We start from the raw sequence: 19,428 nt of genomic DNA, 5'->3' as shown, positions 1-19,428 counted from the left end.
AAGAACGTTCAATGCAGCGCGCGTGCGGCTCAGACGGCCATCAAGGCCGGCGGCCCACGCGCTCCCAATGTGCCGCTGATCCGTTGCGGCAACGCCTGCACCGCACCGCGCAGTGCGCGGCACACCTGTGCCATCGGCGCCAACAGCAGCACGGCCGCCACCAGCAGGGTGATCAGCCGTGCAGCGATCAGGCAGTAATCGCAGTCCACGCCCATCTCATGATCGGCGTGTGGATCGGCGGGCGGCTTCTTCGTGGCCTCGCCGTGCGGCATCGCCATCGCGTGATGGTCGTGGTGCCCTTCCATCGCGTGCTGCGCATGCTCTGCGTGCATTGCGTGGTCCATGGCTGCCACCGGCGCAGCGGCAGCCACGTGACCGTGCGCCAGCCAGCGGCTCACCAGCGGGGCGAGCAGCACCAGCAGCATGGCAAGCCATGCCAGGGCCTGGAACCGACGATGGAGAGCAGAACGGCGCACGCCGCCATTCTACGGGGCCATGGCCAACCTTGGACCCCGTTCAGGGTTTGCCCCCTGCGACACGGTGACGCAGTCCCTGTTGGCTGCGACGTGTGAACGCGCCGCGTGACGCTCCCGGGCTCCCCGTGCTTGCAGGCCCGTATCGCGAACGTTAGGGTTCAGAGGCCACGGCAAGGAGCCAGAGGAACCTGCATGACCATCCCCATCAAGCCCCGCCTGCGCATCGGCCTGCTTGGTCTGTCCGGGCTGCTGCTTGTCTCCTGCGCCGACAACGGGCCGCCCCCACCGCCAGAGCCGCTGGAACTCTCACAGCCCATCGCCGTGGACGCGCCCGGCCAGCAGGTGCAGTTCGAGTTCGAAACCACGGCGCGCAATTTTGCCAGCTACCGCACTTATGCGGTGGAACTGGAGCTGCAGCGGCGAAGTCCAGCTACAACGGGCACGCCCGATATAGCAAGTATCAACATCCCATTCGAAGTATCCCTGCAGCGTCGGGAAGGCACTACCTGGCAGGAGATTGCAACACAGGACAGCTATCAGGCACGCGCGCGCAACGGTGTTGAGCCGCTCCCCTCGTGGCACCACTCTGAGAGCTGGCGCTATGCCTCGCTCGCATCAGGCAGCGACGGCAGCTACCTCCTGAACGTGACAGCGCTGCCGCTGGAGCTCGACAGCAGATACCGGCTGCAGATTCAAACGGTCCATGCCATATCAGGACTGCAAGACTATTCGGCAAGGCTAGTCGTGCACGCCTCGCGTCCTGCAGGGAAGTGACACCATTCATTCGAAGGAACGAAGGAGTTTCCATGAACAAGCCCCGCTACAGCCTGGACATTGTCATTGCCGCACCCGGCACCCCACTGCTCGATCCCGATTCGGGAAAGCAGCAGCTGACGCCCGATGGCACTCCTGATACTTCCGGGCCTGGCCACATGTTCTATGTTCTGCACGCTCCAGGTAAAGCGGCGCAGAGTTTCGGCTTCGCACCCGTCGAGCATGGCAGCATGAATGGTCCCGGGCGCATCGTCAGAGACGACGTGAAAGTCTATAAGGACCCCGCCCATGTCCGTACCATCGAAATCACCGAAGCCCAGTACAACAAGCTCAAGGCGTTCGGCGACGATCCAGTGGCGCACGGCTTCAGCAAGCACTACGCCGACGTGCGCCACAACTGCGTGGACTTCACCTGGGACGCATTGAATCATGCCGGCATCCAGCGCAAGCACAGCCTGGACGTGAACAGCATCGGCGGCCCCGTCGGCCAATTGCTGCCAGACGTCCGCATTCCGCTGGGCGTCCAGTCACAGGGCAAGGACGGTTATCGCCCCCTGCGCAACATCCATGGCGTGGACAGCATTGAACCGCCCTTCCCCAACAGCGAACTCAACCGCACGACCACCCATCCCCTGCCCGAGCGCAGCTTGAAGCAGCGTCTGCTCAGCGAAACCGATGGTATTGATGGCCCCTTGGGCGAGCGTCTGGCTGCGGACGCGCGCGCACCGGGGCACAGCCTTCATGCCTTGGACCAGAAAGTGCGTACCGCACTCGCCCAGGCCGGCGAACAGCAGGGACTGCCCCCCGGACAGGAGCACGAACGACTGGCCGGCCATCTGACCCACGCGGCGGTGCAGGCCGGCTTCAGCGAAAAGGACACGCTGCAGGTGGCATTCAGTTCAAACAGCATCGCCGAGGCACCCGGCTACGTATTCCTGCATCGCAGCGGCGACACCGCCTCGCCGGACCCTGCCGCCAATCGCCAGCGCCTGTCCCTGCTCGATACGCAGCAGGGCGACGCGGACACGCTGTATCAGCAGGCCAACGTGCAGCAGCAATCCCGCGACGCAAGCCGGCTGGCGCAGGACGAGCAACAGGCACAACAGCAGGCGTCGCCGCGCATGGCCTGACCAAACCGCGTCAGGCGCAGGCACCGTTCCCGCATCAACTCACGTACTGCGCCTGACCGTTCCCGAACGACCAGTTCTCCTTCTTCACCTCCACCAGGTTGATGAACACATCCTCGCGGCGGATGCCCACCGCCGCATGCAGTCCATCGGCGATGCCGGCGTACAGCGCCTTCTTCTGCTCCAGCGTGCGCCCTTCGTTCCAGGTGATCTGGATGCAGATGAAGTCGTCGGTGCGATCCACGCCCAAGTAGCCGGGGTCGTAGATCAATGTGCCCGGCGCGTGTTCCTGGAAGATCTGGAAGCGGTCGTTTTCCGGCACACCCACCGCGCGCATGGCCTGGTAGATGGTTTCGCCGACGCGTTGCAGGTAGTCGGCGGATTTACCTTTGCGAAGATCGATGCGGGCGAGCGGCATGGCGGCACTCCAGAGTGGATGGGCACGGCAACGGGCTGAGACTACGCCTGCCCGGGGCGGCGGGACAGCGCAGGGATGGAACCGTCTGGCTCCATGCGTGGCATGGTCCCGCCTCCGCCGCGCGGGGTGACGCGATTGCCGTGGTGGCTCCGCTGTGGAGTCGTCTCGTGCACGGTCGGCAGGTGCGGCGATGTGCGCCATCAGTGATGGGCCGCACTACTCGCGGGTGCTGGACGACACACATCGGAAAACGTCTGACCTGCCTAGGGACAGTTGAGAATTTTCCTTACAGACCGATGTGATTGCCCGGCTTGAAGATCGCCGCGCCGAGGCAAAGAGCCTTGGCCGGGATTGGCGTCTCGAATAAACGAACAAGCTACTGGAAGTTGCGATCTTGATCGCAGCAAAGAGAATGCACCCACTGCCTTCCATGGCGGGCGGTGCGTGGGGATCGGAAGATCCGCCAGGCTTTTTCTCCCAGTGAGCTTTCGTGCCTTGGTACGCCAACCCGCACCGTCCGCCACCTTCGCTTCGGAAGGTGGCTTCACGCCAGTGAGGGTTTCGCCATGACCAACTGCACCGCCATCCATCCCCGCCTGCACGCCTTGATCGGCGACATCGCCGCCGACGTGCCCGGGGACCTCGCACGCGAGATCGAGTGCGCCCTGAACGAACAGAACCTTCCGGCGCAGTCGGCCACGTTCTTCGCCCGTCTCAATGCGATCAACCATGCCGACGGTGATGACGGACAGCCGTGCATCAGCCTCACCCTCGGCGCCAGCAATCACGCTTCGTTGCGCCGCTCGCTATCCGGGCTCGGCGCATTGCTCGATCTGCTGCAGGCCGCCAACCATGCGCGCAACGAAGGCGGCCCGGACGAACAGTTGGGCGCCTTCCATACCGACGGACTGATCGTGGCCGCACGACAGTTGGTGCGCGAGGCACATCATTGCCTCTCCAGCGGCGATGCCTGACCGGCCCGGATGTGCTCCCGCTACAATCCCGCAGGGAGCGCAGGAGACAGCGATGGACGCCGAACACCTGGAGTACTTCAAGGCCGCACTGGAAGGCCGCGCAAGCGTGGGCTGGAACGTCTGGTTCGCCGCCAACCAGCAGGCGCTGGCACAACAACTGAGCCGCCCTGCACTGCTGCGCTTGAAGTTCAGCACACTGGATGAAGCCGAACGCCTGCTCGCCAAGGCCGGCATCGTGCCCCGCAGCACGGCGGGCAAGCGCTACGAAATGTACTGCGCGCAGTTCTCGCCGGACGTGGTGGACGCGAACGGTCGCCCGCTACCGGCGATCTGGCGCGCGGCGCACGGCGGTGCCATCGGCCTGCTTGCCGAGGGTGAGCAGGAGGCCGGCCAGGCGAAGCTGCTCGCGGAGTTCCGCCGCGTCCGCAAGCGCGGGCTGCAACAGGCCCACGAATGGTTGGCCGATCTGTGCTTTGAAGGCGAGATGGAACTGACCAGCGGCAATGCCGAGGTGGGCCGTAGTCTGCTGGCGGTGGTGGCGCAGGCCGGCAGCGGACACGACCTGCTGGATGCCACGGCGATGATCGCGCGCGAGCTGCTGGAGCGGCACGGCTGAAAGGGTATGCGCTTCCGGCTGATCCTGCTGGATCGCAGGCAACAAAAAAGCCCCCATTGCTGGAGGCTTTTTTCGTTCTGCAACATGGTGGGCGGTACAGGGATCGAACCTGTGACCCTTGCCGTGTGAAGGCAATGCTCTACCGCTGAGCTAACCGCCCGGTGTGTTGCTGAGCCGCTCATTATAGGGGCTTTTCAGAGGCCGTCAACAGTTTTTCACAGTCGTGTTCACGGGCATTTCGGGGCACGCAGCCGGGCATGACCCGACGCTACCGGAATCACATCGTATGGGTCGGTTTGTCCGAACCGGTCAGCCCGGCCAGCAGGGTCTCGATCTTGTGGCGCACGCCCTCGCCTTCGGCACCGTCGGCCAGCTGCACGCCGATGCCGGCGGTGCGGTTGCCCTGCGCGCCGGCCGGGGTCACCCAGATCACCTTGCCGGCCACCGGCAGGCGCTCGCTGGAATCGGGCAGCGTCAGCAGCAGGAACACCTCGTCGCCCAGGAAGTAGCGCTTGGGCGTGGGCACGAAGATGCCGCCATTCTTCACGAACGGCATGTACGCGCTGTACAGCGCGGCTTTGTCCTTCACAGCCAAGGACAGGATGCCCTGGCGGGCGTTGCTGGCACTCATCGATTTCCCCTTGCGGCAGGCCGCTCGTTCACCTTGTTCCAGGCCAGCAGCAACTCGACCACCGCAAGGTCTGCACGCACCGTGGTGCGCAGCAGGTCGCGGGTGCGGTTGGCCGCATCGAACCAGGCTGCAAGCTTGTGCAATCGCTCCGGCGTGGTCAAGGCATCGGTGCTGGCCTGGGCCAGCGCCAGGTCGGCAGCGAAGCGCAGGCGCAGCGCCGCGTTGTCATCGGCGCACCACTTCTGCGCCAGCTCCACCGCGCCGGTCTTGCCGGCGGCCAGCTGTTCCAGCTCGCGGCCTACTTCACGGCGCAGGCTCAGACCGTCTTCGCGCAGCCAGTTGTCGGCCTGGCCGGGGTGGCCGCGCGCCGCGTCCAGCGCTTCGCGCGCCGATGCTTCGCTGTGGCCCTGCTGCTGCAGCCAAGCCAGTGCTTCGTGCTGCGGCGGCAGCTTGAATTCCAGGCGCTGGCAACGGCTGCGGATGGTCTGCGGCAGGCGTGCCGGGTCGCTGCTGATCAACCACAGGTAGCGGCCGGGCTGCGGCTCTTCCAGTGTCTTCAGCAGCGCATTGGCCGCCGAGCGGTTGATCGCATCGGCCGGGTCGACGATCACCACCTGCGCCACGCCGTACTGCGGGGTCAGCGCCAGCTTTTCGGTGATCTCGCGCACCTGCTCGATGACGATCTCGGTACGCAGCTTGTCGCCGCTCTTGTTCGGAATGAAGCTGACCAGCTGCAGGTCCGGATGGGTGCCGGCGGCGATCAGCTGGCGCGTACGCGTGGCGTGCGTTGCATCACCCTGCGCCAGCACGTGGTCGGCCAGCGCCAGCGCCACCTCGCGCTTGCCCAGCCCGGCCGGGCCGCAGATCAGCAGGCCATGACCGAGGCGACCGGCGTCGAGCGCAGCCACGGTCTGGTCGAACGCGCGCTGCTGCCACGGCGAAAACGTGCTCATGCGCCCTCCCCTTCCTGCAGCCAACGCTCGACATGTGCAACCACATCGGCGGCCACGCGTTCCTGCACCTGGCCGGCGTCGATCAGCGCGAAGCGCTGCGGGTCCTGCTGTGCGCGGCTGCGGAACACGGCGCGCACGCGCTGGAAGAAATCGTCCTGCTCGCTCTCGATGCGGTCCGGCCACAGGTCGCGGCCATTGGCACGGGCGCGGCCCACGGCCACGTCCACATCCAGCAGCAGGGTCAGGCCCGGCAGCAGGCCGACCGCGCGGCGCTCCAGGTCGGCAATCCACTGCGGGTCCAAGCCACGGCCACCGCCCTGGTAGGCGTAGCTGGAATCGGTGAAGCGGTCGCTCAGCACGTAGGCACCGCGCTGCAGCGCCGGCCGGATCACCTGGCGCACATGCTGCGCGCGCGCGGCGAACACCAGCAGCAGCTCGGCTTCGGCGCTGAGCGGTTCGGCGGCGATCTCGGCATCGGGCTTCAGCACCAGGCCGCGGATGCGCTCGGCCAGCGGCGTACCGCCCGGCTCGCGGGTCAGTACCACCTCGTGGCCGTGGCGGCGCAGGCAGTCACGGATGGCATTGATGGCGGTGGTCTTGCCTGCGCCCTCGCCGCCTTCCAGGCTGACGAAACGCGGGTGGCGAAGCAGCGCGGGACTCATTGCGCCGGGGTCTCCTGGGTACGTTGCTGGCGCAGCTGCTGCAGGTAGCGGGCTACGGCGGCGTTGTGCTGGTCCAGGCTGGGCGAGAACACGTGCGCGCCGCTGCCGTCGCCCACGGCGACGAAGTACAGCGCATCACCGGCGGCCGGCTGCGCCGCGGCCATCAGCGCGTCGCGACTGGGCATGGCGATCGGGGTCGGGGTCAGGCCGGCACGGGTATAGGTGTTGTACGGCGTATCGGTGGTCAGGTCGCGGCGGCGGATGTTGCCGTCATACGCGGCACCGATGCCGTAGATCACGGTCGGGTCGGTCTGCAGGCGCATGCCGATCTTCAGGCGGCGCATGAACACGCCGGCGATCTGCGGGCGCTCGCTGGCCAGCGCGGTTTCCTTCTCGATGATCGACGCCAGCGTCAGCAGTTCGTAGGGCGTGTTGATCGGCAGGTCCGGCGCGCGGCTTTCCCAGGCTTCGTCCAGCGCCTTTTCCATTGCGGCGTGGGCGCGCTTGAGCACGTCCAGATCACTGTCGCCACGCTGGTAAACGTAGGTCTCCGGCAGGAAGCGGCCTTCCGGGTGCTGGCCACCGAAGCCAAGGCGCTGCATCAACGCGGCGTCATCCAGGTTGTCGGTGGTGTGCAGCAGCGGCTCGGCGCGCTTGAGCGCGGCACGCAGCTGGCGGATGTTCCAGCCCTCGACAATGGTGACGCGGTGCTGCAGCACCTTGCCGGCGCGCATGCGCAGCAGCAGCTCGCGCGGGGTCAGCTCGCCACCGAGCGCGTACTCGCCCACCTTCAGCTTGCCGGCCGCATCGAGCTGGCGCGCCAGCAGTTGCCACTGGGTGTCCTGGCCCTCGTCCACGCCGGCGTCGCGCAGCTTGCGCAGCACGCTGTTCATGCCATCGCCGCTGGCGATGACCACGCTCTCGGCGGTCGGGGTGATCGGGGCGTCGGCGAAGCGGGTCTGCTGGTAGAAGAACCACGCGCCCGCGCCGGCCACGACGGCGGCCAGCACCACCACCAGCGTTACCACGAACAGACACCCGCGCTTGGCTCCCGCCATGGACTACCTCTGAACTCGATTCCGTCGTGCAGGATACCGTGCCGGTGGATTGGGGTCATGACCGGGGTGGCGCCTGCGTGCCGGCCAACGGTCGATCAGTAGATCCACGCCATGCGTGGATGAACGCCCGGCGGCATGACTGCGGGGGTCAGAGCCCTCGCGCGGTGCGCAAGGGATCCGACCCCGACCGGATCAGCCCTGCTGGCCGAGCGCGCGCAGCAGGCCGCGGGCCTTGGCGCGGGTCTCGTCCAGTTCCTTGTCCGGGTCCGAATCGACCACGATGCCGGCGCCGGTGCGGAAGCTGACCTGGTGGCCATCCACTTCGGCGGTGCGGATCAGGATGTTCAGGTCCAGGTCGCCATCGCGGTTCAGCCAGCCGAACGCGCCGGTGTAGGCACCACGCGGCACCTGCTCCAGCTCGCTGATGATCTGCATGCAGCGCACCTTGGGGCAGCCGGTGATGGTGCCGCCCGGGAACGTGGCGGCGATCACCTCGCCCGGGGTCACATCGGGGCGCAGGTGGCCGCTGACGTTGCTGACGATGTGGTGCACATGCGCGTAGCTCTCCACCGTCATCAGCTCATCGACCACCACGGTGCCGGGCAGGCAGATGCGGCCCAGGTCATTGCGCTCCAGGTCGATCAGCATCACGTGCTCGGCACGCTCCTTGGGGTGGCCGACCAGCTCCTGGATGCGTGCGGCATCATCGTCCCCCTCGAAGCGCGGACGCGTACCGGCAATCGGACGGGTCTGCGCGTGGCCGGCATGCACCGACACCAGCCGCTCCGGCGAGGAACTGACCACATGGCGGCCGTGGGCGCTGAACAGGCCGGCGAACGGTGCCGGATTGGCACGGCGCAGCTGCGCGTACAGCGCCTGCGGGCTGACCGGCGCGGCAAACTGCGCGCTCCAGCGCCGCGACAGGTTCACCTGGAACACATCGCCGGCACGCAGGTACTCGATCACCCGGCGCACACCGTCGGTGAAGCGCTGCGGCGCATCCTCGCCCACCGCCTGCGGCGGCTGCCAGCCCTGCCCGGCTTCGGGCAGCGCGGCCGAGGCCAGTGCCACCAGCGCATCCAGCAACGCCTGCTCGCCGGCCTCGGCGATGACGAAGCTGGCATCGTTGTGGTGGTCGTGCAGCACCGCGGCCGGGCAGCGCAGCGCCAGCGCGGTCGGGCGGCCATCCTCGCGTGCGCGCGCCGGCAGCACCGGTTCGATCTGGCTGGCCACTTCGTAATCGAGCATCAACGCCCAGCCGCCGCGGAACGGCAGGCTGTGGCTGCCGTCATGCGGCAGGCGTTCGCGCTGCCAGGCACGGTCCAGCACCTGCAGGAAGCTGCCGGCGTGCACCGCGTCGTGCTGGTCGCGCACCTGGCCATCCGCATCCAGTCGCAGGCGATCGCCCTGCGCGGCCAGCAGCAGGCTCCAGCGGCCCTGCGCGGTGCCCGAGGCAGTGGATTCCATCAGCAGCGGAAAGCGCGCCGGGTCATGCTGCTGCAGGGCCAGCAGATCGATCGGGTGCGGCAGCGGGTGGATCAGCGGTGCGTGGGTCATGGCGGCCAGTTCGGGGGTTCAGATGCACGGAAGCCGCCTTGCGGCGGCTCCGTAGAACGCGGCGTCGAGCATGGCCCGACGCTACAACTCGGTCAGACGCGCTTGAAGACCAGCGTGCCGTTGGTGCCGCCGAAGCCGAAACCATTGGACATCACCACGTCGACCTTGGCCTGGCGTGCTTCGTTGGGCACGTAGTCCAGGTCGCAGCCTTCGCCCGGCTGCTGCAGGTTGATGGTCGGCGGGATGACGTTGTCCTGCAGTGCCATCACCGAGAAGATCGCTTCCACGCCGCCGGCAGCACCCAGCAGGTGGCCGGTCATCGACTTGGTGGAGCTGACCATCATCTTGTAGGCGTGGTCGCCGAAGGCGGTCTTCATCGCCATCGTCTCGCCCAGGTCGCCCAGCGGCGTGGAGGTGCCGTGCGCGTTGAGGTAGCCCACCTGTTCCGGGGTCACGCCCGCGTCCTTCATGGCCATGGCCATGCAGCGCGCGGCGCCTTCGCCGTTCTCGCTCGGTGCGGTCATGTGGTACGCGTCGGAGCTGGCGCCGAAGCCGGCCAGTTCACAGTAGATCTTCGCGCCACGCGCCTTGGCGTGCTCGTACTCTTCCAGGATCAGGATGCCGGCGCCGTCGCCCAGCACGAAGCCGTCACGGTCCTTGTCCCACGGGCGCGAGGCCTGTTCCGGGGCATCGTTGCGGGTGCTCATGGCCTTCATCGCGCAGAAGCCGCCCAGCGCGGTCGGCGACGAGCCACGCTCGGCACCGCCAACCACCATCACGTCGGCGTCGCCGTACTGGATCATGCGCATCGCGGTACCGATCGAATGGTTCGAGGTCGCGCAGGCCGACACCGCCGAGAACGACGGGCCCTTCAGGCCGGTGATGATGCTCAGCTGGCCCGGCAGCATGTTGATGATGGTCTTGGGCACGTAGAAGGGCGAGATCTTCTTGCCCTCGTGGAACTCGATGGTCTGCTCTTCGATACCGAGCAGGCCGCCGATGCCGGCGCCGACGATGGCGCCGATGCGCTCGGCATTGGCGTCGGTGATCTCCAGGCCCGAGTCGTGCAGGGCCATGAACGAGGCACCGAGGCCGTAATGGATGAACGGGTCCATCTTCTTGGCATCCTTGCCGCTGACCCGGAACTTGCCGAACAGTTCATTGTCGGCGGTGATGTCGAATCCCTTGACCTCACCGGCAATCTTGGTGGTGAACCGATCCAGATAGGCATCAGAAACGTTGGTCAGCGGACCGATGCCCGAACGACCGTGGGTGATGCCTTCCCAGCTGCTGGCCAGATCATTGCCCAACGGCGAGACGATACCCAGGCCGGTTACGACGACGCGACGCTTCATTGCTGATTCTCCTGGCCCGGCTGATTTCAACGGGCAACGCGGTTTGCTTCGGTGTGATGCTCAAACACACGGGGCCGCAACTGCGGCCCCATGGGGTGCGGTGCGCGGCGAGCGTGGGCCCGCGCGCGCACTGCCGTCTGACATCAGGCCTTGACGTGGGCCTTGATGTAGTCGATGGCGGCCTGCACGGTGCTGATCTTCTCGGCTTCTTCGTCCGGGATCTCGCACTCGAATTCTTCTTCCAGGGCCATCACCAGCTCGACGGTGTCCAGCGAGTCAGCGCCCAGGTCATCGACGAACGATGCGCTGTTGGTGACTTCTTCTTCCTTGACGCCAAGCTGTTCGACGACGATTTTCTTGACGCGTTCTTCGATGGTGCTCATGGGATCTCGCTCCAGATGGAGTTGTGGTTCAAAAGTGGTCGCCATCAAAGGCGATGGCCGTGGGATAGTGTAGTGGAAACCGGCGCGGCCTTGCATTGCAGCAAAAACCTCCGCAGATCAACCACTTGCGGCGCAATCCCTGCGCCCCTTGCTTACGGCATGTACATGCCGCCGTTCACATGGAGGGTTTCGCCGGTGATGTAACCGGCAGCCGGGCTGGCCAGGAAGGCCACCGCATGGGCGATGTCTTCCGGCGACCCCAGGCGTTCGAGGGCGATGTCGTTGATCAGCGCGGTGCGCGCTTCTTCCGGCAACGCCTTGGTCATGTCGGTGTCGATGAAGCCAGGTGCGACAACATTGACGGTGACGCCGCGCGAACCGATTTCCTTGGCCAGCGACTTGCTGAAGCCGATGATGCCCGCCTTGGCCGCGGCGTAGTTGGCCTGGCCGGCATTGCCGGTCACGCCCACCACCGATGCGATGTTGATGATGCGGCCCTTGCGCGCCTTCATCATGCCGCGCATCACCGCCTTGCTGGTGCGGAACACGCTGGTCAGGTTGGTGTCGATGATCGACGCCCAGTCCTCGTCCTTCATGCGCATGAGCAGGTTGTCGCGGGTGATGCCGGCATTGTTGACCAGGATCGAGATCGGGCCGAATTCCTTGGCGATGCCATCGAGCACGCTGTCCAGCGCGGCGGCATCGGTGACGTTCAGCGCGCGGCCGTGACCACCGTGGGCGGCCAGGCGTTCGCCGATCGCGGCAGCGCCGGATTCGGTGGTGGCGGTACCGATGACGGTGGCGCCCTGGGCGGCCAGCAGATCGGCGATGGCGGCACCGATGCCACGGCTGGCGCCGGTGACCAGTGCGATTTCACCCTGCAGGGGCTTGCTCATGATGTTTTCCTCAGGCTGGGGCGACCGCCGCACCCGTGCCGCTTGCCGCGGCCACCGGTACGGTCGGCAGGAACAGGGGGGATCAGGCCGACCATGCCTCGCGGGCGGCTTCGAAGTCGCCCGGCGTGGCCAGCGAACGGCCGTCGATGGCCTTGTCGATGCGCTTGACCAGGCCGGTCAGCACCTTGCCCGGGCCGCACTCGGCGATCCGGGTGACGCCACGGGCAGCCAGCGCCTGCACGCACCCGGTCCACTGTACCGGCTGGTACAGCTGCTGGACCAGCGCGGTGCGGATCGCGTCGATGCCGCTGTGCACCTGGGCGTCGACGTTCTGCACCACCGGCAGCTGCGGCGCGTGCCAGGACAGGCCGGCCATCACTTCGGCCAGGCGGTTGGCGGCTTCGCGCATGAGCGGGGTGTGCGAGGGCACGCTGACGGCCAGCTTGACCGCCTTGCGCACGCCCTTCTCGGCCAGCAGCGCCAGCGCACGGTCGACCGCGTCGGCGTCGCCACCGATCACGATCTGGCCCGGCGAATTGAAGTTGGCCGGCACCACCACCTGGCTGCCTGCCGCTTCGGCGCAGACGTCCAGCACTAGCTGGTCTTCAGCGCCGAGCACGGCGGCCATGGCGCCGACACCGGCCGGTGCGGCTTCCTGCATCAGCTGGCCGCGCAGGCGCACCAGGTGCGCACCGTCATGCAGGCTCAGTGCGCCTGCGGCAACCAGGGCGGTGTACTCGCCCAGGCTGTGGCCGGCCAATACCGACGGGCGCGGACCGCCCACGGCGTTCCAGGCGCGCCACACGCCGATGCTCGCGGCCAGCAGGGCCGGCTGGGTGTATTCGGTACGGTTGAGCATTTCCTCCGGGCCGCCCTGGGACAGCGCCCACAGGTCGACGCCGGCACCATCGGATGCCTCGGTGAAGGCTTCACGCACCTGTGGGTGCAGTTCGGCCAGCTCGGCCACCATGCCCACAGACTGCGAGCCCTGGCCGGGGAAGACAAAAGCGAGGGTGGATACGGTCACGCGGTCATCCGCTTGTTGCAATCGAAGCGGCCCATGATAAGGGGGAACATGCCGTGTCGTCTGTACGTGCGCGTATGCACGCGTATGGTGAATGGCCGGGCAAGCGCAACGGGGTCAGATCCCTTTTCCTGCGGAAAAGGGATCTGACCCCTATCAGCCTCAGCAGAACAGCTGCAGGACGTCCAGGTCGCCGTCGGCGAGGAAATCCACGCACAGGCCCACCAGCATCAACACGCCGGCGGTGCTGGCGCCGTGGGCGATGAAGATGGAATGGGCCAGCGCGCGCGCCGAACGGCCCAGCTTCATGCAGACCCGGGCCAGGCTGCGCAGGCGGCCGCTGACCGCATGCACGTGCTCGCGCACCGGCGCCTGAACGTCACCCATCGCCTCGGCCATCATCGCCTGCAGGTGCCCGGGGCGGTCGGCGTAGTACTTGGCCACGCCGTAACCGAACATCAGCCAGTCGCGGGCCTGCGCTTCGGACAGATCCATCACTTCCAGCGGATCTTCCTCGAAATCGATGAAGCCGACCTTCTCGCCATCCCATGTGAGGTTGCGCGGCAATGGCTGCCCGAAATAGGCGCCGCGGGCATGAGCTTCAGCAATGGCCAGCATCGCCGCCATCACCAGCTGATCGCGACCGGCTTCGTCGGCTTCGCGCAGGCAGGTATTGAACGAGCTGCCGTTGTCGCCGATCACCAGCGCGGCATGACCGGTGCCCAGTACGTCCGGCACGTTCACACCCTGCGCCTGCAGTTCCGCGAGGCGGCGGGCCTCGGTTTCGCGTGCGGCGTCGCCACCGCGGTGCGGCGGCGGGCGCAGCGCATCCAGATGGAAACGGCGCGCAACAAAATTGAGCAGGCCCAGGGCCATTGCCCGGCTTCCCTTGCCGTACTGCTTCAGCCAGGCACGTTGCCCTTCGATGACGATGGGCTCAACCATGACAGGTCCTCCTTAAACGCGTTACGGCCCCGGAGGGGCCGTAACGACAAGACTTCACATTGTCGTAACTTGCACTATCAATAGCGCAGCAGGGCCGAACCCCAGGTGAAGCCGCCGCCGAAGGCCTCCAGCAGCAGCAACTGGCCACGCTCGACCTTGCCCGAACGCACCGCGGCATCCAGCGCCAGCGGCACCGAGCCGGAGGAGGTGTTGCCGTGCTTGTCGACGGTCACCACGACCTGGTCCATCGACATCTCCAGCCGCTTGGCGGTGGCTTCGATGATGCGCAGGTTGGCCTGGTGCGGGATCAGCCAGTCCAGGTCGGACTTGTCCAGGCCGTTGGCGGCCAGGGTCTCGTCCACGACCGAGTCCAGCGCCTTGACGGCGTACTTGAACACGTCGTTGCCCTTCATGTTGATGGTGCCACCACCATTGGCGCCGTCCTTGAAGCCGGTCGAAACGCCGACCGGGTTCCACAGCAGTTCCTTCTTGCTGCCATCGGCATGCAGGTGGGTGCTGAGGATGCCGGTGTCTTCGTCGGCCTTGAGCACGACAGCGCCGGCGCCATCGCCGAACAGCACGCAGGTGGTGCGATCGTTCCAGTCGACCATGCGGGTCAGCGTTTCGGTGCCGATCACCAGCACGTGCTTGCAGTCGCCGGAGCGGATGAACTTGTCGGCCACACCCAGCGCGAACACGAAGCCGGAACAGGCTGCGTTGACGTCGAAGGCGGGGCACCCGGCCACACCGAGCTTGGCCTGGATCAGGCACGCGGTGGACGGGAAAATGAGATCAGGGGTGGTCGTGCCGACCACGATCATGTCGAGCTGCGAGGCATCGATGCCTGCGGCTTCAAGCGCGCGCAGGGCGGCGTTGTAGCCAAGGTCGCTGGTGGTTTCGCCTTCGGCCGCGATGTGCCGTTCACGAATACCGGTGCGCGACTGGATCCACTCATCCGAGGTTTCGACCATTTTTTCCAGGTCGGCGTTGGTCAGGACTTTTTCCGGCAAATAGCTACCGGTGCCCGCGATCCTCGAATAGATCCGCTTGCTCATCATGTTTCCTGTTGCGCGGGCCGCCGATCACCGGCACGCCCGGGAAAGAAGGCAAAGGCCGCTGCCCGGAGGCAGCGGCCTTCCCGGCACATCAATCTTCTTCGACGGCCGAGGTCTTGGTCTGGATGACCTTCTTGCCGCGGTAGAAACCGTCGGCAGTGATGTGGTGACGCAGGTGCACTTCGCCGGTGGTCGGGTCGGTCGACAGCTGCTTGGCGCTCAGGGCGTCGTGGGCACGACGCATGCCGCGGCGGGACGGGGTGACACGGGATTTCTGCACAGCCATGGGATTGCTCCAAACTCGGTTCGATTTGCTTCGTCGTATCGTCGCGCAGGACGCCAGCGCCCAGCACACTTTCGCTTTCGCCGCAGCCGCCGACGACAATCCGGCTGCTATTGTTTCTTCAGTGCTGCCAACGCCGCAAACGGGTTGGCCTTCTTCGTTTCTTCTTCGCTCGGTGCCCAGTCCTTGTCGACTGCTTCACCGTCGGGCGACAGCGGCACCACGGGCACCGCCAGCACCAATTCGTCCTCGACCAGATCCAGCGGACGCAGCTGGCCGTCTTCCGGCACCAGCAACGCCTCGTATTCCTCCGGCAGGGACGATTCCTCGTCCTCGTCGCGGATCAGGCCAAGCCTCTGGGTCACCTTCACCGGCAACAGGAATCGCTGCATGCTGCGCTGACAGGTCAGCGGCAGCGCGGTGTCGATGGTCAGTTCCACATAGGATACCCGCAAGACGTCGTCGCGACCGAATTCAAGCGAGTAGACACACTCGCCGTCGGTATCTGCGACCAACCCCTGCAGGCGGGTCAATTCAGCCAGGGAGACCTGACCGTCGAAGCGCCTTCGCGCTACAACCATCCGCCAGGCATCCAGCGTTTCGGGCACGTTCGCGGACATAAGCCGCTGAATACTAAGGATCGCACCGCCCGCTGTCAAATGCCCGCCCTGCAGCACTTGCCGCTGGCGCCGTGGAGGGGCCAGACTGCCGCGCCCTGCCCCGGTATTGTCACATGTCACTGGTCCTGGCCTCCACCTCCCGCTACCGTCGCGAACTGCTGGAACGGCTGGGCCTGCCCTTCGACTGCGCACGCCCGGACGTGGATGAAACCCCTCTGGGCGCCGAGACCCCGCTGGCCCTGGCCACGCGCCTGGCCGCCGCCAAGGCCGCCGACGTGGCCGCCCGCCATCCGGGCGCCTGGGTGATCGGCTCGGACCAGGTGGCCGACCTGAACGGTCAGCCGCTGGGCAAGCCGGGCACGGTCGAGGCGGCCTGTGCGCAGCTGGCGGCAATGTCCGGACAGACGGTGCGCTTTCACACGGCAATCAGTCTCAGGCGGGATGGAGAATCCCTCGCCACCCTGGATCTGACCGAAGTACGCTTCCGCGTGCTGGACCCGCAGGAAATCATCCGCTACGTCGCCGCCGAGCAGCCGCTGGACTGCGCCGGCAGCTTCAAGTGCGAGGGCCTGGGCATCAGCCTGTTCGAGGCAATCGACAACCGCGACCCGACCGCGCTGGTCGGCCTGCCACTGATCGCGCTGTGCGGCCTGCTGCGCAGGGCTGGATTCGCGGTGCCGTGAACGGTGGAGCCGAGCCCTTGCTCGGCCGTTTTTTTCGAGGCTGCCCGCCATCTGTAGCAGAAGCAGCCGAGCATCGGCTCGGCTCTACAGGACCAAGGGACCTCAACGAACTTCGAACGGCTGCTCCTGCCACGCCTCCACACTGCCGTCGCGGCCGTGCAGGCGCAGGCCAAGCCAATGCCGCCCCGGCGCCAGCGTGGTGGTATCCAGCGATGCGTCGAAGCCCACCGCCGGATGCTGCGGATCGGTGCTGTCCGGCCAGGTGTGGCGGATGTCGAACATGCGCCCGTAGCGCGCATCGCCAATCGAATGGCCATCGACCAGCACTTCGACGCGCGCCAACCCCACGCCATCCTTGAATGCCCAGCCCTTGATGGCGAGCGTTCCGGAGACCTTCTCACCGTTGGACGGTGCATCCAGCCAGGCCATTGCCGGCGTCACGCAGGGCCCCTGCGCGCGCTGCACCGGCAGCCGGAACAGCAGGAAGCGCTGGAAACCATGATCGCTGCTGACCACGCGCGGCGCCGGCAACGGCCCCACCTGCTCGCAGATCGCGTGATAGCGCGCCAGCAGATCGCGGTAGCGCTGGTCGCTGGGTGACAGCACCAGCAGCATCGGCGCACTGCGCGGGCCTTCGTGCAGCAGGCCCCACTGTGCCAGCTGTGCGGTCCGCCCATGCTTGTCGTTGAGCGGATGCGGCAACACCTCGATATCACCGTTGCCCAGCTGGAAGCCCAGTTCGGCACCGACCTTGAAGTTGCCCGCCAGCACACGCGTGCCCGGCGGCATCTGCCGCAGTTCGTCGCGCACCGCCACGGCCAGCGGCTGCCAGCCGGCAAAGTTGCGCGGGTAGTACTTGCTGCCGGCCATCTGCTCGCGCAGCGCCGGCGTGGACGCCATCAGGTAGTAGCCGAAAGCCAGTACGGTGCCTGCAGCTGCCAGCCACCAGCCGGTGCGGCGCAGCCAGCGTGGCCAGCCGTTGAGGACCACCGGCACGGCCACCAGCAGCGCCAGGTAGCCCGGCAACGGCCAATGGAAACTGATCCGCTCGACATCGGTGAAGAAGCCCAGCAGGAAGATGCCCAGCGTCGACACCCCGCCCACCAGGCCGAAATAGCGCCATTGCACCCGCACACCACCACCACTGCGGGTACCCGCCAGGGCGACCTTCCACATCGCGATGCACAGGATCGGCGTCACCAGCATCGGCTGGATCACCAGGAACCACAGCCCTTCCCACTCGAACGTCCACGGGTGGCGCTCGACCACCTGGAACTTCAGGCCGGCATCATGGTTGTCCGCATTCCACGCCAGCAACGGCAGCCAGGCCAGTACACCCACCGCCAGCGCCACCCATACGCGCGGGTCGGCCAGCATGCGGCGGCCCTGCGGCAGCGCCAGCAGCGCAATGAAGCCGACACCGATGACGCCAATGAAACGGTAGTGGCTGAGCGCACCGATCAGCAGGCCCAGCGCCAGCTTCATCGCCGACGACGCATCCACGTTGTGCAGAAGGCGCGCACCGGCGTGCAGGCAGATCACCGCCGCCAGCGCCATCGGCACATCCGGCACGGCCAGCAGGCCCAGCGTGGCCGACAGCGGCATCAGCAGGGTCAGGCTGCCCGCCTGCCACCCTGCGACGTTGCCAAACCAGCGCGTGGCGATGCGCACCACCAGCAACGGCAGCAACGCACCGATGGCCAGGAACGGCAGGCGCAATGCGAGCACGTGATGGCCACCGATTTCCACGCCCAGGCGTGCAAGCCATGCTGTCAACCCCGGCAGGTCGGAATAGGCGGCGGCCAGGTGCTGGCCTTCCTGCCAATAGAACGCCTCATCGACGAACAGCGGCAGGCGTGCAGCCACCACCAGCTTGGCCGCTGTGATCAGCGTCCATAACCAGAGAAATATTGCCCGCGCGCGCTGTTCGCCTTGCATTGCTCTATGGATAATCGAGTGGATTCCAGACCTGAGACGATCATGCCAGCCTCGTCCCCCAATCCCAGCATGCTAACCGATCAACTGCGCCAGGCCCTGCGGGAGGCACAGGATCAGGTGAACGCACTGGTACTGGGCAAGGTGCCGGAAGTCAGGCTGGCCTTTGTCGCCCTGCTTTCCGGCGGCCACCTGCTCATCGAAGATCTGCCCGGGCTGGGCAAGACCACGCTGGCGCATGCATTGGCCAGCAGCCTCGGCCTCAGCTTCCAGCGCGTGCAGTTCACTTCCGACCTGTTGCCGGCGGACGTACTGGGCGTATCGGTGTACGAGGCCGGCAGCCGCCAGTTCCAGTTCCACCCCGGCCCGGTGTTCACCCACGTGCTGCTGGCCGATGAGATCAACCGCGCACCGCCGCGCACGCAGAGTGCGTTGCTGGAGGCGATGGCCGAGCAGCAGGTCACCCTGGATGGACAGACGCATCCACTGCCCGATCCATTCTTCGTGATCGCCACGCAGAACCCGGTCGACCTGTCCGGCACCTTCCCGTTGCCGGATTCGCAGCTCGATCGTTTCCTGCTGCGGCTGGCGATGGGCTACCCGAGCGTGCAGGCCGAGCGCGAGCTGCTGCGTGGCAGCGATCGCCGCGACCTGATCGCCCGCGCGGTGCCGAAGCTGGATGACACCCAGGTGCGTGCGCTGCGTGAAGCCGTTGGCCAGGTACACGCCAGCGACGCGCTGATCGACTACGTGCAGGCACTGTTGACCCGCAGCCGCCAGCATGCCGGCGTACGCGTGGGCCTGTCACCGCGCGCCGGGCTGGCCCTGCTGCGTGCCGCCAGGGCGCATGCACTGCTGCTCGGCCGCGGGCATGTGGTGCCCGAAGACGTGCAGACCCTGTTCGTGGCAGTGGCCGGCCATCGCCTGGTGGCGGAGGCCGAATCCAGCTCCGGGCCGGCATTGGCGCGGGCGATCCTGCAGACCGTCGCGGTGGACTGAAGGT

At 66.7% G+C, this 19,428-nt stretch carries 22 protein-coding genes and 1 tRNA gene; 6 read left to right on the top strand and 17 right to left on the bottom strand.

What is annotated here, in order from left to right; genetic code table 11:
• Positions 1-29: 29 nt before the first annotated feature.
• Complete coding sequence (locus VG556_RS04065) at positions 30-425, bottom strand: DUF2946 family protein (protein WP_099475986.1); 396 nt, start codon at positions 423-425, stop codon at positions 30-32.
• A gap of 243 nt (positions 426-668) precedes the next feature.
• Between VG556_RS04065 and VG556_RS04060 the strand changes: the two genes are divergently transcribed.
• Together VG556_RS04060 and VG556_RS04055 are read left to right on the top strand one after the other, a co-directional pair.
• A complete protein-coding gene (locus VG556_RS04060) occupies positions 669-1,250 on the top strand; it encodes a hypothetical protein (protein ID WP_100449555.1) in 582 nt (193 codons plus the stop codon).
• Positions 1,251-1,282: 32 nt separating this feature from the next.
• Positions 1,283-2,380, top strand: a complete 1,098-nt coding sequence (locus VG556_RS04055) for an XVIPCD domain-containing protein (protein WP_100449554.1) — start codon at positions 1,283-1,285, stop codon at positions 2,378-2,380.
• Positions 2,381-2,414: 34 nt separating this feature from the next.
• On the opposite strand, the gene VG556_RS04050 is transcribed toward VG556_RS04055, so the two are convergent.
• Positions 2,415-2,795, bottom strand: coding sequence for a tautomerase family protein (locus VG556_RS04050; protein ID WP_005415517.1), 381 nt, complete (start codon positions 2,793-2,795; stop codon positions 2,415-2,417).
• A gap of 566 nt (positions 2,796-3,361) precedes the next feature.
• Here VG556_RS04050 and VG556_RS04045 point away from each other — a divergent pair.
• The gene (locus tag VG556_RS04045) at positions 3,362-3,769 is read left to right on the top strand and encodes a hypothetical protein (RefSeq protein ID WP_049404897.1); all 408 of its coding nucleotides are present in this window, start codon (positions 3,362-3,364) and stop codon (positions 3,767-3,769) included.
• Positions 3,770-3,821: 52 nt separating this feature from the next.
• Positions 3,822-4,385, top strand: coding sequence for a hypothetical protein (locus VG556_RS04040; protein ID WP_049404896.1), 564 nt, complete (start codon positions 3,822-3,824; stop codon positions 4,383-4,385).
• A gap of 85 nt (positions 4,386-4,470) precedes the next feature.
• On the opposite strand, the gene VG556_RS04035 is transcribed toward VG556_RS04040, so the two are convergent.
• The 14 genes from VG556_RS04035 to VG556_RS03970 all read right to left on the bottom strand — a co-directional run bounded on the left by VG556_RS04035 (position 4,471) and on the right by VG556_RS03970 (position 15,807).
• Positions 4,471-4,545 (bottom strand) — tRNA-Val (locus VG556_RS04035).
• A gap of 117 nt (positions 4,546-4,662) precedes the next feature.
• Positions 4,663-5,016 (bottom strand): PilZ domain-containing protein, encoded by a 354-nt coding sequence (locus VG556_RS04030; RefSeq protein ID WP_005412452.1) that lies wholly within the window; start codon positions 5,014-5,016, stop codon positions 4,663-4,665.
• Positions 5,013-5,969 carry a DNA polymerase III subunit delta' gene (locus VG556_RS04025; protein WP_100449553.1) on the bottom strand — a complete coding sequence of 319 codons (957 nt, stop codon included), beginning with the start codon at positions 5,967-5,969 and terminating at the stop codon, positions 5,013-5,015. The genes VG556_RS04030 and VG556_RS04025 overlap by 4 nt, the downstream gene beginning before the upstream one ends.
• On the bottom strand, positions 5,966-6,631 hold the full coding sequence (gene tmk, locus VG556_RS04020) for a dTMP kinase (protein WP_032958538.1): 666 nt from the start codon (positions 6,629-6,631) through the stop codon (positions 5,966-5,968). Before tmk ends, VG556_RS04025 begins: the two co-directional genes overlap by 4 nt.
• Positions 6,628-7,689 carry an endolytic transglycosylase MltG gene (mltG, locus tag VG556_RS04015; RefSeq protein WP_014646191.1) on the bottom strand — a complete coding sequence of 354 codons (1,062 nt, stop codon included), beginning with the start codon at positions 7,687-7,689 and terminating at the stop codon, positions 6,628-6,630. Before mltG ends, tmk begins: the two co-directional genes overlap by 4 nt.
• A 192-nt stretch (positions 7,690-7,881) precedes the next feature.
• On the bottom strand, positions 7,882-9,246 hold the full coding sequence (locus tag VG556_RS04010; protein ID WP_100449552.1) for an aminodeoxychorismate synthase component I: 1,365 nt from the start codon (positions 9,244-9,246) through the stop codon (positions 7,882-7,884).
• Positions 9,247-9,338: 92 nt separating this feature from the next.
• Positions 9,339-10,601, bottom strand: a complete 1,263-nt coding sequence (fabF, locus tag VG556_RS04005) for a beta-ketoacyl-ACP synthase II (RefSeq protein WP_010483818.1) — start codon at positions 10,599-10,601, stop codon at positions 9,339-9,341.
• A gap of 143 nt (positions 10,602-10,744) precedes the next feature.
• Complete coding sequence (gene acpP, locus VG556_RS04000; RefSeq protein WP_005415509.1) at positions 10,745-10,984, bottom strand: acyl carrier protein; 240 nt, start codon at positions 10,982-10,984, stop codon at positions 10,745-10,747.
• Between the two features lie 152 nt (positions 10,985-11,136).
• Complete coding sequence (fabG, locus tag VG556_RS03995; RefSeq protein ID WP_005408312.1) at positions 11,137-11,880, bottom strand: 3-oxoacyl-ACP reductase FabG; 744 nt, start codon at positions 11,878-11,880, stop codon at positions 11,137-11,139.
• Between the two features lie 82 nt (positions 11,881-11,962).
• Positions 11,963-12,907, bottom strand: a complete 945-nt coding sequence (gene fabD / locus VG556_RS03990) for an ACP S-malonyltransferase (protein WP_032958546.1) — start codon at positions 12,905-12,907, stop codon at positions 11,963-11,965.
• 159 nt (positions 12,908-13,066) lie between these two features.
• On the bottom strand, positions 13,067-13,849 hold the full coding sequence (locus VG556_RS03985; RefSeq protein ID WP_046429200.1) for a serine/threonine protein phosphatase: 783 nt from the start codon (positions 13,847-13,849) through the stop codon (positions 13,067-13,069).
• Positions 13,850-13,926: 77 nt separating this feature from the next.
• The gene (locus VG556_RS03980) at positions 13,927-14,904 is read right to left on the bottom strand and encodes a beta-ketoacyl-ACP synthase III (RefSeq protein WP_014646186.1); all 978 of its coding nucleotides are present in this window, start codon (positions 14,902-14,904) and stop codon (positions 13,927-13,929) included.
• A 91-nt stretch (positions 14,905-14,995) separates the two neighbouring features.
• Positions 14,996-15,190 (bottom strand): 50S ribosomal protein L32, encoded by a 195-nt coding sequence (gene rpmF, locus VG556_RS03975; protein WP_004154640.1) that lies wholly within the window; start codon positions 15,188-15,190, stop codon positions 14,996-14,998.
• A 107-nt stretch (positions 15,191-15,297) separates the two neighbouring features.
• A complete protein-coding gene (locus VG556_RS03970) occupies positions 15,298-15,807 on the bottom strand; it encodes a YceD family protein (protein WP_049404889.1) in 510 nt (169 codons plus the stop codon).
• 113 nt (positions 15,808-15,920) lie between these two features.
• Between VG556_RS03970 and VG556_RS03965 the strand changes: the two genes are divergently transcribed.
• Complete coding sequence (locus VG556_RS03965; RefSeq protein WP_046429198.1) at positions 15,921-16,490, top strand: Maf family protein; 570 nt, start codon at positions 15,921-15,923, stop codon at positions 16,488-16,490.
• A gap of 102 nt (positions 16,491-16,592) precedes the next feature.
• Here VG556_RS03965 and VG556_RS03960 read toward each other — a convergent pair whose 3' ends face one another.
• Complete coding sequence (locus VG556_RS03960) at positions 16,593-18,428, bottom strand: glycosyltransferase family 39 protein (RefSeq protein WP_100449551.1); 1,836 nt, start codon at positions 18,426-18,428, stop codon at positions 16,593-16,595.
• Positions 18,429-18,470: 42 nt separating this feature from the next.
• On the opposite strand from VG556_RS03960, the gene VG556_RS03955 reads away from it, so the two are divergent.
• Positions 18,471-19,424: an AAA family ATPase gene (locus VG556_RS03955; protein ID WP_032958559.1), complete on the top strand. Its 954-nt coding sequence runs from the start codon at positions 18,471-18,473 to the stop codon at positions 19,422-19,424.
• Positions 19,425-19,428: the final 4 nt, after the last annotated feature.

The organism is Stenotrophomonas sp. CASM106, assembly GCF_049384825.1.
Classification (GTDB): Bacteria; Pseudomonadota; Gammaproteobacteria; order Xanthomonadales; family Xanthomonadaceae; genus Stenotrophomonas; species Stenotrophomonas muris.
Note: the sequence above shows the minus strand (reverse complement) of the source record. Positions and strands in the feature narration are given on the sequence as shown.